8 protein-coding genes and 1 tRNA gene are annotated in these 12,457 nt (G+C 64.4%); 8 read left to right on the top strand and 1 reads right to left on the bottom strand.

Translation table 11 applies throughout. The features are described 5' to 3' along the window. The first annotated feature begins 232 nt into the window (after nucleotides 1-232). From JHD67_RS05615 to JHD67_RS05590, 6 genes are all read left to right on the top strand, one after another. Nucleotides 233-1,282, top strand: coding sequence for a glycerophosphodiester phosphodiesterase (locus JHD67_RS05615; protein ID WP_233171658.1), 1,050 nt, complete (start codon nucleotides 233-235; stop codon nucleotides 1,280-1,282). A 141-nt stretch (nucleotides 1,283-1,423) separates the two neighbouring features. Next, nucleotides 1,424-2,752 carry an ectonucleotide pyrophosphatase/phosphodiesterase gene (locus JHD67_RS05610; RefSeq protein ID WP_199098165.1) on the top strand — a complete coding sequence of 443 codons (1,329 nt, stop codon included), beginning with the start codon at nucleotides 1,424-1,426 and terminating at the stop codon, nucleotides 2,750-2,752. 177 nt (nucleotides 2,753-2,929) lie between these two features. Beyond that, on the top strand, nucleotides 2,930-5,233 hold the full coding sequence (locus JHD67_RS05605; RefSeq protein WP_199098163.1) for a TonB-dependent receptor: 2,304 nt from the start codon (nucleotides 2,930-2,932) through the stop codon (nucleotides 5,231-5,233). Nucleotides 5,234-5,429: 196 nt separating this feature from the next. Next, the gene (locus tag JHD67_RS05600; RefSeq protein WP_233171653.1) at nucleotides 5,430-6,140 is read left to right on the top strand and encodes a lysoplasmalogenase; all 711 of its coding nucleotides are present in this window, start codon (nucleotides 5,430-5,432) and stop codon (nucleotides 6,138-6,140) included. Nucleotides 6,141-6,146: 6 nt separating this feature from the next. Beyond that, nucleotides 6,147-7,415, top strand: a complete 1,269-nt coding sequence (locus JHD67_RS05595) for a sterol desaturase family protein (protein WP_199098161.1) — start codon at nucleotides 6,147-6,149, stop codon at nucleotides 7,413-7,415. A 126-nt stretch (nucleotides 7,416-7,541) separates the two neighbouring features. Then, nucleotides 7,542-8,978 carry an amino acid permease gene (locus JHD67_RS05590; RefSeq protein ID WP_199098159.1) on the top strand — a complete coding sequence of 479 codons (1,437 nt, stop codon included), beginning with the start codon at nucleotides 7,542-7,544 and terminating at the stop codon, nucleotides 8,976-8,978. A gap of 339 nt (nucleotides 8,979-9,317) precedes the next feature. On the opposite strand, the gene JHD67_RS05585 is transcribed toward JHD67_RS05590, so the two are convergent. Next, a complete protein-coding gene (locus JHD67_RS05585; protein ID WP_199098157.1) occupies nucleotides 9,318-9,902 on the bottom strand; it encodes an outer membrane beta-barrel protein in 585 nt (194 codons plus the stop codon). A 289-nt stretch (nucleotides 9,903-10,191) separates the two neighbouring features. Here JHD67_RS05585 and JHD67_RS05580 point away from each other — a divergent pair, with 289 nt between their 5' ends. Both JHD67_RS05580 and JHD67_RS05575 read left to right on the top strand, forming a co-directional pair. Next, nucleotides 10,192-12,063 (top strand): M61 family peptidase, encoded by a 1,872-nt coding sequence (locus tag JHD67_RS05580; protein WP_343214316.1) that lies wholly within the window; start codon nucleotides 10,192-10,194, stop codon nucleotides 12,061-12,063. 280 nt (nucleotides 12,064-12,343) lie between these two features. Then, nucleotides 12,344-12,420: transfer RNA gene (locus JHD67_RS05575), tRNA-Arg, on the top strand. Nucleotides 12,421-12,457 lie beyond the last annotated feature (37 nt).

Below are 12,457 nucleotides of genomic sequence, written 5' to 3'. Positions count from 1 at the left end.
ATGCGCCCCAGCGGGACGGGGCGCATCCTGGCGGCGGAACCGCACCGTGGGCGGGCTTGGCGCCGCCTGGACGCACTCGGGCCAGGCAGCGCCATGCACGTGTCAAGGAAACGACATTTAAACCCTGCACCATGGTCGGATGGCTTGCGCCAAGGCGGCGCATCGTAAGCATCACAAGGGTTTTGCCATGGGTCGTTTAAGCTGGGCCATCGTCATGATGGGTGTGTTGCTGATGGGCGCGCAGGTGCAGGCCAAGGAAGCTCCGCTGGCGTCGAAGGTGCTGGTGATCGGTCATCGCGGTGCCAGTGCGTTGCGTCCGGAACACACGCTGGCTTCCTACGGCAAGGCCATAGCCGATGGCGCCGACTTTATCGAGCCGGACCTGGTGATGACCCGCGACGGCGTGCCCGTGGCCCGTCATGAGAACGAAATCAGCGGCACCACCGATGTGGCCGCGCACCCCGAGTTCGCCAGCCGCAAGACGACCAAGACCATCGACGGCCACGCCGTCACCGGATGGTTCACCGAAGACTTCACCCTCGACGAACTCAAGACGCTGCGCGCCCGCGAGCGCCTGCCGCAGTTGCGCAGCACGGCGTACGACGGCCAGTTCCAGATTCCCACGCTGGACGAAATCATCGACTTCGTGGCCACGGAGTCAGCCACGCAGGGCCGCGTGATCGGCATCATCCCCGAGATCAAGCACGGCACCTATTTCCAGAAAGCCGGCCTGCCGATGGAAGATCGCGTGCTGGCCATTCTCGCCGCACACGCCTATACGCGCACGGCGCCGGTGGAAATCCAGTCCTTCGAGATCGCCAACCTGCGCTACCTGCGCGGCAAGCTGGGCAAGAACCATCCGAACATTCGCCTGCTGCAGTTGCTGGATGACGCCAAGGAACAGCCGTACGACGTGGTGGCTGCGGGCGGCAAGCTGAGCTACGGCCAGATGATGACGCCGGCAGGGCTGCGCGACATCGCCGGCTACGCGGACGCCATCGGTCCGAACGTCCGCGCCATCATCCCGCTCAAGGCCGATGGCACGCTGGGCGAACCCACCGCGCTGGCGCATGACGCGCACGCGGCGAAGCTGGAGCTGCATCCGTACACGTTCCGCCCGGAGAACTATTTCCAGGCCAGGAACTTCTGGCAGGGCAGCGACCCCAAGACCTTCAACGAAGCCGGTTCGGTGGCGGAGATCCGCGCCTATCTCGATGCCGGCGTCGATGCGTTCTTTACCGACGATCCGGCGCTCGGCCGCAAGGCCGTCGACGGCCGCTGAGCGTGGCCGTCCCATTGTTTCGTCGCGGCGGGCATCGGTGACGCCGATGCCCGGTCTGCCACGCCGGACGCACGTGCCTGGCGGTACGACGCGGCGCGCCCTCGATCGCACACATGTCTTCTTCTACCGGGTGACACAGATATGCGCCTCTCTCCGTCCAAGCTCGCCGCCAGCCTCCTCGCGCTGACCCTCGCCGCGCCCGCCGTCGCGGCGCCGGTGTTGATGATCTCCATCGACGGCCTGCGTCCGGCCGACGTGCTGGAAGCCCAGAAACGTGGTCTCAAGCTGCCCAACCTGCAGGCTTTCCTGAAACAGGGCAGCTATGCGCAAGGCGTGCGCGGGGTGCTGCCCACGCTGACCTACCCCAGCCATACCACGCTCATCACCGGCGTGTCGCCGGAACTGCACGGCGTGGGCGGCAACCTCACCTTCGATCCGTACAACAAGAACCAGCAAGGCTGGGATTGGTACGCCAGCGACATCAAGGTGCCCACGCTGTGGGATGCCGCGCATGCCGCCGGCTTGCACACGGCCAACGTACATTGGCCGGTGAGCGTGGGCGCGCAGGTGGATTGGAACCTGCCGCAGATCTGGCGCACCGGCACGGCGGATGACCGCAAGCTGGTTGCCGCGCTGGCCACCCCGGGCTTGTTGCCGTCGCTGGAGCAGCAGCTTGGTCCTTACGCCGATGGCATCGATGAAAGCATGGAAGGCGACAAGACGCGCGCACGCTTCGCCGTGGCGCTGCTGGAGTCACGCAAGCCCGATTTCATGACCGCTTACCTCACCGCGCTCGATCACGAGCAGCATGCCAGCGGCCCGGACACGCCGCAGGCGCGTGCCGTGCTGGAGCAGATCGATGCATTGGTGGGTGAACTGGTGAGCACCGCCAAGCGCGTGCATCCCGATGGCGTGGTGACGGTGGTGTCCGATCACGGCTTCCTGCCGGTGCAGAACGATGTGAATCTCTATGCGCCGTTTATCCAGGCTGGCCTGGTGACGGTGAAGGATGGCGCGGTATCCGATTGGCAGGCGATGCCGTGGAATGACGGCGGCAGCGCGGCCATCGTGCTGCGTGACCCGAGCGACCAGGCCGTGCGCGCCAAGACCGCCGCGCTGATCGCGCAACTGGCGAAGGACCCGGCGTACGGGATCGCGCGCGTACTGGAGCGCAACGAGATCGCGCAGCAGGGCGGCACCGACATGGCGCAGTGGTTCGTGCTGTTCAAGCCGGGCTACGAAATGGGCATCAAGCCGGACGCATCCATGCCTTCGCCCAGTCACTATCGCGGCATGCATGGCTACGACCCCTCGCTTGCCGCCATGCGCTCCACGTTCCTTATCGAAGGCAAGGGCGTGCCGGCCGGAAAGAACCTCGGCGAGATCGACATGCGCGATATCGCACCCACCGTGGCGCACACGCTCGGTGTCAGTCTGCCGCAAGCGCAGGGTAAGGTTTTGTTGCCGTAAGTGCGCTTTTTAGCGGGGTTTTCGCGCATGTTTTAAATATGCGTGTAACCGCCGCTACACACGCCAAGTTCACAATTTCCTAATGCCGTCCAAGTGGCTTGGACGGCTATTTCCCCACGCCTTTCCTATTCAATTGAGCGTGCCGACTCAAGGCGAGTCGGCGCGTGAGGATTCGTCATGCCCAAGCATTCCCTTCGCAGGACCGCGATCGCGCTGGCTACCCTGGCATCCCTCTACGGCGGTATCGTCCACGCGGACGATGTAACCTCCCCCAACGCCGCACCCGCCGCTGATGCGTCGGCCGACACCAATCGCGACAAGGCCAAGAGCCTGGAAGCGATTTCGGTGGTTGCATCGGGCGAAACGCGCCAAGTGCAGAAGGTGACCTCCGAGGACATCAAGGCGCAGGCACCGGGCACCAGCCCGCTCAAGGTGATCGACAAGCTGCCGGGCGTGAACTTCCAGTCCGCCGATCCGTGGGGCGCCTACGAGTGGTCCACGCAGATCTTCCTGCACGGCTTTGACCAGAGCCGCCTGGGCTTCACCCTGGACGGCATCCCGCTGGGCAACATGAGCTACGGCACCACCACGGGCCTGCAGATCACGCGCGCCATCAGCAGCGACAACATCAGCACCGTGGAATTGGCGCAGGGCGCCGGCGCGCTGGGCACGGCCGCCAACACCAACCTCGGCGGCACCATCCAGTTCTATTCGGCCGATCCGGATGCCGTGGCCGGTGCGCGCATCAACCAGGTGATCGGTTCGGACGCCACCAACCGCACCTACGTGCGTCTGGACAGCGGCGACTACCACGGCTTCTCCGCCTATGTGTCCTACGACCACGCCACCACCGACAAGTGGAAGGGCTACGGCGACCAGCGCTCGGAGCAGGTAAACCTCAAGGCCGTCTACCAGTGGGAAAGCGGCAGCGTGAGCCTGTTCTACGACAACTCGCGTCGCAAGGAATACGACTACATGGATCTGTCCCTGGCCAGCCAGAAGGCGCTGGGCTGGGATTGGGATTACCTGCAGCCCGATTGGGGCACTGCCGTACAGATCGCCAATGCCGCCAACGGCAAGGGCAACTATCCGGGCGTGTTGTCCAAGCTGCCGGCCGGCTATGACCTGGTGGATTCCACCTATTACGCGGGTGGCGGCATTCGTCACGACTCGCTTACCGGCTTGAGCGGCACCTTCAACCTGGCCGAGCACACCACGCTCAACCTCGGCACCTACTACCACGACAACCGTGGCGAGGGTCAGTGGGCGACGCCGTATGTGGCTTCTTCGCCGACGGTGCCGCTGGCGATGCGTACCACCGACTACGGCCTGGACCGTTACGGCGGCACCGGCTCGCTGGTGTTCTCGCTGGGCAACAACGATATCGAAGTGGGCTTCTGGGCGGAGAACGCCAAGACCAATCAGGAGCGCAACTACTTCTACCTTTCCGGTGCGTACAACTACCTCAGCAATTTCTATGAGAACCAGGAGCCGTTCCTGCGCGGCTTCTTCCAGCACTACAACACCAATACGCGCATGGCGTATGCGTCGGACACCATCCATCTGATGGATGATCGCCTCACGCTTAACTTCGGCGCCAAGGCGCTGGGCGTGACCAACACCGCCGATTCGCTGGTGGCCAGCAGTGCGCTGGCGCAAGGCCGCATTCGCGCCAGCGATGCGTTCCTTCCGCAGGTGGGTGCCAACTACAAGATCGACGCCAACCAGGAGGTGTACGCCTCCTACAGCAAGAACCTGTCGGCGTATGGCTTCCTGCCGTTCACACAGTCGCAGGCCTCGTTCGATGCGAGCAAGAGCACGCTCAAGCCGGAGCAGTCGCAGACCTTCCAGCTGGGCTATCGCGTGCACGGCGATACCTTCGAAGCGTCCGCCGATGCGTACTACACGCGCTTCACCAACCGTCTGCTGGCGGTGTCGCCGTGCAGCGCGGTGCAGACCTGCTCGGCCGTGCTCAACAACGTGGGCTCGGTAAAGAGCACCGGCGTGGACCTGGCGGTGATCTGGCGCCCGATCGATCACCTGCGCTGGCTGAACTCGTTGTCCTACGACAACTCCAAGTACCAGGACGACTACCTCAACAACGGCGTGGTCGCCACCAAGGGCAAGTATGTGGTGGGGATCCCCACCTGGATGTTCACCAGCGACCTCAGCTACAGCTACGGCGGCTGGACGGCCAACATCGACGGCAAGTACACCGGTCGTCGCTACATCACCTACGTCAACGACTCGCAGGTGCCGTCGTACTGGATGTTCGACGCGGGCGTGAACTATGACTTCGGCGCAGTGTCCTTCGCCAAGGACCTGAGCCTGGGCCTGAACATCACCAACCTGCTGAACAAGCGCTATTTCGCAACCACCGGTACCAACGGCTATGTGGCCTCCGATCCGATGGGCTGGAACCAGACGCTGATGGCCGGCGCGCCGCGCCAGGTGTTCTTCAACATCAACGCAAAGTTCTGATCGCGGCTCCATCAGCGTGCAACACCCTCCCCCCGCGGTAGCGGGGGGGGACCCGGGAGAAGCCCACCATCCCGCTGGTGCGCTCCACCCTTGCGGCCCTCCCTGTCTCGGGGAGGGCTTTTTTTTGCGCTGCGGAAACAAGCGTGCGCGCTTGGTTCTAAGATCGTGCGACATCCATCGGATGGGGGAATCACGCATGTCTGTTTCAAACACCGCCATGGCCGCCGCGCCATCGCGGCGGATCGATGGCGCCATCGCACTGGCGGCCGTGGGCGCCATCCTGGGTTCGATGCTGGCGGCGACCGATGCGGTCGACGGCTGGCGCTGGTTGCACTGGATATGCAAGCCGCTGGCGACGGTGTTGATCCTGGCCACGGTGTGGCGAACGGCCTCGCCGGTATCGGCGCCGTACCGGCGCTGGATCGGCATCGGCATGTTGTTCTCGCTGGCCGGCGATATCTTCCTGATGTTGCCGATGGACGCCTTCGTGGCGGGGTTGGTGGCGTTCCTGCTCGGTCATCTGTGTTTTATCCGCGCGCTGGTGAGCGATAGCCGCTTCGCCGTCCGCGTGTTGCCGGTGGCGGCCTGCCTGGGCTACGGCGCGCTCAATCTGTGGGCGCTATGGCCGTCGCTGCCGTCGGCACTCTACGCGCCGGTGGTGGTCTATGTGGTGGTGCTGGCAAGCATGGGCGGCCAGGCGGTGGCGCGCGCCGTGGCGCATGCGCGCGATCGCTTGGCGCTACCCGCGCAATGGGCGGCGGCCGGTGCACTGTGCTTCATGCTCAGCGATACACTGCTGGCCTGGAATCGATTCCGGCTGGCTATTCCGTGGTCGTCCCTGTGGATTCTGGCGACCTACTATCTGGCGCTGTGGTGTCTGGCGCGATCGGTGCGACGGGGTGTGTGAGTCACGATGAATACGCAGGAAATCATTATCACCTGGGCAACGCCGGTGTTCTTAGTGCTGATCGCGCTGGAGCTGCTGTGGGCGCGCCTGCGGGGACGCACCGTGTATCACACCAGCGATGCCATCAGCAGCCTCGGCCTGGGCGTGATCTCGCAGATCGTGGGCGTGTTCAGCAAGATCCTTACCCTGGGCATCTACGCCTGGTGCGCGCAGCATCTGGCCTTGTTCACGCTGCCCGCCAACAACGTGCTGGTGTGGGTCACCGCGCTGATCGCCTATGACTTTCTCTATTACTGGCTGCATCGCGCCGGTCACGAGGTGAACATCCTGTGGGCCGCGCATGTGGTGCATCACCAGAGCGAGGACTACAACCTCTCCACCGCGCTGCGCCAGACCGGCAGCGGCGTGCTGCTGGGTTGGCTGTTCTATCTGCCGATGGCGGTGATCGGCTATCCGCTGGAAGTGTTCGTGGTGGTGGCGCTGATCGATCTGCTGTACCAGTTCTGGGTGCATACGGAATTGGTGGGGCGGCTGGGCTGGTTCGATCGCGTGTTCTGCTCGCCTTCCAATCATCGCGCGCACCACGCGGTAAACGACAAATACCTGGACAAGAATTACGGCGGCATCCTCATCCTGTGGGATCGCCTGTTCGGCACCTTCGTGGAAGAGGACGATCGCGACCCTCCCGTGTTCGGCACGCGCGCGCCGCTGCGCAGCTGGAACCCGCTGTGGGCGAACGCCGAGGTGTACTGGGCCACCTTCAAGGATGCGTGGCACGCCCGGCGTTGGCGCGACAAGCTGCTGGTGTGGCTGAAGCCGCCGGGCTGGCGGCCGGCCGACGTGGCGGCGCGCTTCCCCAAGCCGGCGTTCGACATCCAGCGGGAGCGCTTTCTGCCCGTGTTGTCGCGTGGCTTCGTCATCTACAGCCTGGTGCAGTTCGCCTTGCTGCTGGTGATGGCCGTGCAGTTCCTGGATCTGGCCAAGCAGCTGCCGGCGCTGGCCTTGTTCGGTTATGCGGTATTCCTGGTGCTCAGCCTCACCGCGCTGGGCGCGCTTACCGAGAGCAAGCGCAGCGGCGTGCTGCTGGAGCTGCTGCGGCTGCTGGCAACCGCCGCCATCCCGCTGCTCAGTGGCGGCTGGTTCGGCGTGCCGCACATGAGTCCGGGCGCCATCGCGGCACTGGCCGCCATTCCCGCCGGCAGTGCGCTGGTGCTGGGCTGGCTGGTGCTTTCCACGCCGCGCCAGGCCGGCAACGGCAAGCCGATTCCGGGCTGAGGGCGGTCTCCGGGCCGGCCCGTCGCGCCTTTCGCACAGGCCTCCATGGTCGGCCCCCGCGCAGCTGCAGCATGGCAGCCGCGGGGGCTTTCGCTATGATCGCGGCTCACTCTCGGGGATGTGCTGATGGGTTTCTTCAATAAATTGGTGCGCCACAAATCGGTGGAGATGCTCCAGGCCGAAGCCGGCAAGCGTGGCGACTTCCGCCGCGTGCTGGGTCTGTGGCAACTCACCGCCATCGGCATCGGCGGCATCATCGGCGTGGGCGTATTCGTGCTGGCCGGCCAGCAGGCCGCGTTGAACGCCGGCCCTGGCGTGGCGATTTCGTTCCTGATCGCCGGCATTGCCAGCGCCGCCGCGGCGCTGTGCTACGCGGAATTCGCCGGCCTCATCCCCGTCACCGGCAGCGCTTACACCTATGGCTATGCCGTGCTTGGCGAGCTGGCGGCGTGGCTGATCGGCTGGGATCTGCTGCTGGAGTACGCCCTGATCGTGGCGGTGGTGGCGATCGGCTGGTCCGGCTATGTGCAGTCGTTCCTCTCCAGCATGGGGCTGGGCTTGCCGGTGTGGGCGCAGGGCGCCATGGGTACCGGCGAGGGCCACGTGTTCAACATCATCGCCGCGCTGGTGACGCTGGGCGTGGCGGGCCTGCTGACGTTCCGCACCGAGTGGGGCGCGCGCTTCAATACGCTGGTGGTGGCGATCAAGGTCGCGGCGGTGGCGCTGGTGATCGGCATCGGCGCGTTCTACGTGAACCCGCACAACTGGGTGCCCTTCATTCCGGAGCGCGTCATGGGTGCCGATGGGGTGCCGCACTTCGGCTTCCAGGGCGTGGCGACGGCGGCGGCGGTGGTGTTCTTCGCGGTGTTCGGCTACGACACCCTGACCACGGCGGCCGAAGAGTCCAAGAATCCCCAGCGCGACCTGCCGCGCGCGGTACTGCTGTCGCTGGCCATTTCGATGACCATGTACCTGGCGGTGTCGCTGGTGCTCACCGGCATTGCCCACTACTCCACGCTCAACACCGATGCGCCGGTGGCCGATGCCTTCAAGGGCCTGGGCCTGCATTGGGTGGCCGTGGTGATTTCGGTGTCGGCGGTGTTCGGCCTCATCAGCGTGCTGTTCGCCTTCATGCTGGGCGCCACGCGCATCTGGTTCGCACTGTCGCGCGATGGCCTGCTGCCCGGTTGGTTCGCCAAGGTGCATCCACGCTACGGCACGCCGTATCGCCCGACCTTCGTGCTGGGCGTGTTCACCGCGCTGGTGGCGGGCCTGTTGCCGATCGAGGAAGTGGCCAAGCTGGTGAACATCGGCGTGCTGTCGGCCTTCATCGTGATCTGCAGCTCGGTCATCATCCTGCGCAAGCGCAAGCCCGATCTGCCGCGCTCGTTCCGCACGCCGCTGGTGCCGCTGATCCCGCTGATCGGCATCGGCTTCTCCATCTGGCTGCTGGCCGAACTGCCGGCCATCACCTGGAAGGTATTCCTGATCTGGGTGAGCCTGGGCCTGGTGATCTACTTTGCCTACGGCATGCGTCACAGCAAGTTGGAAAAACAATCCTGAGGAAGGTCGGGGGGAATCATCTCCTTCCCCTCCGTGCTGCGAAAGCTGGCATCCAGCGCCTTTGCGCTCAGCGATGGACGGTCACGGGGTGACCAGCCTTTCGGCGGTTGAACAGCGCCTCCCGCGTACGTGTTTTCGGCGAACCGACAGCACGGGACCTGCGCCACGCCGAGACAGCCAGCGTTGTTCCGCACGACCGTGGAAGCGGAACCCGGCCGACGCTCAAGGAGCTGTCCTGGCCGCTGTGTTCAAACGCCACCCAAAGAAAAGGGCGCCCGAAGGCGCCCTTTTTATCTGGCCACGCGCCGTTTGGCAGCGCGATCAGATGACACACGCTTATTAGAAGCGGTACTCGATCGAAGCCGAGTAGGCTGCCACGTTGGCGTTGACCTGCTCTTCGCTGGCGCCGGCACGGCCGTACTTCACGTGGTAGTTGTCGTAGTTCAGCGCCAGGCTGACGTTCTTGGTGACGTCGTAGCCCACGCCGGCACCGGCGTACCAGCCGTTGTTCCAGCTCTTCGCGGTTGCCGAGACGTCGCCCACGGTGACGCCACCGGTGGTGCGCGAACGCAGGTAGCCGCCGTGACCGGTGACGTACCAGTTGTTGTAGAAGTTGTACTTGGCGGTCACGCCGATCTGGCCCACGCGCGGCTTGGCCGAGACGCTGGCGAAATCGAAGTTGTTCTTGACCTTGCCCAGGTAGGCGTAGCCGATTTCGGCACCGACGATGCCGTTCCAGCGCCAGCCGAAGCGCACGTTCTGGAACACGTCGTTCTTGTCGGACACGCCACCGATGCGGTAGTTGCTCTGGCCGAGGTTACCGGCGACGAAGAAGTTGTCGAGCTGATTGGATTCGTCGGCCTTGGCGGCGAACGGCGCAACAGCAACAACGGCCAAGGCGGCCGCAATCAGAGTCTTGTTCATGGAGTGCTCCATCTCTTTATTTTGTGATTCCGCTGCGACAACAAGGGGGGAGTGTCGGGCGGCCCGCGTTGGGGATCGCGGAATAGAAAGCATACGGGTTTTTAACGCTTGAGAACTCTCTTAGCTTTCCGCCGGGACGGCAGAGGTTCAGGCACGTCATGACCAATGGCAGGGGGTGCTGTAAGTCATCGCCCACTACGATCGATGGTTCATGCTTGGTGCAGTTTCGATCCAGCTGCACGTATCACCCTCGGAGAACCTCTTGAAAGTCTTGCGTCTTGTCACCGCCATTGCAGCCTCGGCCCTCGGCCTGGGCAGTTTCGCCGCACTCGCCGACGTACCTGCGCCGCAGGACATCCCCTTCGAAGGCACGCTGAAAATCAAGGTCGACGCCACGGATCTGGCCCACCGCATTTTCCGTGTCCATGAGGTGGTGCCGGCAAAGGCCGGCCCGCTGACCTTGCTGTATCCGCAGTGGTTGCCGGGCAATCACTCGCCCACCGGTTCGATCGACAAACTCGCCGGCCTGGTGGTGAAGGCCAACGGCAAGGTGGTGCCGTGGAAGCGCGACCCGCTCAACGTGTTCGCCTTCCATGTCGACGTGCCGGAGGGTGCGAACAGCGTGGAGGTGGAGTTCCAGTTCCTCTCCGCGCAGGACACCCGCCAGGGCCGCGTGGTGATGACGCCGGAGATGCTCAACCTGCAGTGGAACTCGGTGTCGCTGTATCCGGCGGGCTATTTCGCCAGCCGCATCAAGGCCGAAACCAGCGTCACCTTCCCGGCTGGCTGGCAGTACGGCAGCGCGCTGGAGCTGGCCTCGCGCGATGGCGATACGGTGAACTTCAAGCCGATCGATTACGACGATCTGGTCGACTCGCCCATCTACGCCGGCAAGTACTTCAAGCGCGTGGACCTGGACCCGGGCGCCAAGACACCGGTGTTCCTCAACATCGTGGCGGACGACCCGAAGTACCTGGAAATCAAACCCGAGCAGCTCAAGCTGCACCAGAACCTGGTGCAGCAGATGTACAAGCTCTACGGCGCGCATCACTACGACCACTACGATTTCCTGTTCTCGCTCAGCGACAAGATGTCGGGCAACGGCCTGGAGCATCACCGCTCCAGCGAAAACGGCGTAAGCCCGGGCTACTTCACCGAGTGGGACAAGAGCATGGTCATGCGTGACCTGCTGCCGCACGAATTCAACCACTCCTGGGACGGCAAGTACCGTCGCGGCGCCGACCTCGCCACGCCGAGCTTCAACGTGCCCATGCAGGACAGCCTGCTGTGGGTGTACGAAGGCCAGACCCAGTTCTGGGGCTACGTCATGGCCGCACGCTCGGGCCTGTGGAAGCAGGACGAAGCGCTCGACATGCTCGCCAATGTGGTCGCCACCTACGACAAGGGTCGCCCCGGCCTGCAGCAGTGGCGCAACATCCAGGACACCACCAACGATCCCATCATCGCGATGCGCCGCCCGTTGGCGTACCGCAACTACCAGATGAGCGAGGACTACTACTCCGGTGGTCAGATGATCTGGATGGAAGTGGACAGCAAGCTGCGTGACCTCACCGGCAACAAGCGCTCCATCGACGATTTCGCCAAGGCCTTCTTCGGCATGAAGAACGGCGAGTGGGACGTCAACACCTACACCTTCGACGAAGTGGTGAAGACGCTCAACGACATCGCCCCGTTTGACTGGGCGTCCTACCTGCGCGAGCGCCTGGACGGTCACGGCCCCATCATCAACGGCTTCGAAGCCAACGGCTGGAAGCTGGTCTACAACGACAAGCCCTCCGCCGCGACCAAGGCCGTGGAAGCACGCCTGGGCGGCGCCAACCTGACCTACTCGCTGGGTGTATCGCTGGCCAAGGGCGGCGACATCGCCGACGTGCTGTGGGACGGTCCGGCCTTCAAGGCCGGCCTGTCGCCGGGCATGAAGGTGATCGCCGTGAACGGCAAGGAGTTCTCCAGCGACGCCATCAAGGACGCGGTGACCCAGGCGGCGAAGGACAAGAACCAGCCGGTGGAACTGCTGGTGAAGAACTTCGACGAGTACAAGACGCTGCGCATCGACTACCACGATGGCCTCAAGTACCCGCACCTGGAACGCATCACCGGCAAGCCCGATCGCCTGTCCGAACTGCTCAAGGCGCGCTGATGGCATGCTTCGAGACGCTCCCCCACGGAGCGTCTCGAAGCCACGCCTCCCACTCGCCGTGCCCGCGTTCGTCGTGCCTGTGATCGCAGGCACCGCGCGCCCTTAGCGCACATCCCCTGAGCGGACATCGTGGACAGCTCGCATGCTCGTGTCGGAAAAGGGCTAAAGGCCGTGCCCCGCGGGCCTTGTCTCCCGGGCGGAACCACCCGTGAGCCACGGCCGCCCCGACTCCGCTATACTGCGCGTCCGCCGTGTGTCTCCGCGCACGTGCAACGCTTATGCGCCCGTAGCTCAGCCGGATAGAGTAGTGGCTTCCGAAGCCATTGGTCGGGGGTTCGAATCCCTCCGGGCGCGCCATCTGTAAAACGAAACGGCTCCTGCATCGCAGGGGCCG

The organism is Dyella sp. ASV21 (genome assembly GCF_016428975.1).
Taxonomy (GTDB): Bacteria; Pseudomonadota; Gammaproteobacteria; order Xanthomonadales; family Rhodanobacteraceae; genus Dyella.
Note: the sequence above shows the minus strand (reverse complement) of the source record. Positions and strands in the feature narration are given on the sequence as shown.

Excerpts from the sequence above, each read along its gene's own strand:
- JHD67_RS05615 (WP_233171658.1), top strand. The coding sequence starts at position 233 with ATGGGCGCGCAGGTGCAGGCCAAGGAAGCTCCGCTGGCGTCGAAGGTG.
- JHD67_RS05610 (WP_199098165.1), top strand. The coding sequence starts at position 1,424 with ATGCGCCTCTCTCCGTCCAAGCTCGCCGCCAGCCTCCTCGCGCTGACC.
- JHD67_RS05605 (WP_199098163.1), top strand. The coding sequence starts at position 2,930 with ATGCCCAAGCATTCCCTTCGCAGGACCGCGATCGCGCTGGCTACCCTG.
- JHD67_RS05600 (WP_233171653.1), top strand. The coding sequence starts at position 5,430 with ATGTCTGTTTCAAACACCGCCATGGCCGCCGCGCCATCGCGGCGGATC.
- JHD67_RS05595 (WP_199098161.1), top strand. The coding sequence starts at position 6,147 with ATGAATACGCAGGAAATCATTATCACCTGGGCAACGCCGGTGTTCTTA.
- JHD67_RS05590 (WP_199098159.1), top strand. The coding sequence starts at position 7,542 with ATGGGTTTCTTCAATAAATTGGTGCGCCACAAATCGGTGGAGATGCTC.
- JHD67_RS05585 (WP_199098157.1), bottom strand. The coding sequence starts at position 9,902 with ATGAACAAGACTCTGATTGCGGCCGCCTTGGCCGTTGTTGCTGTTGCG.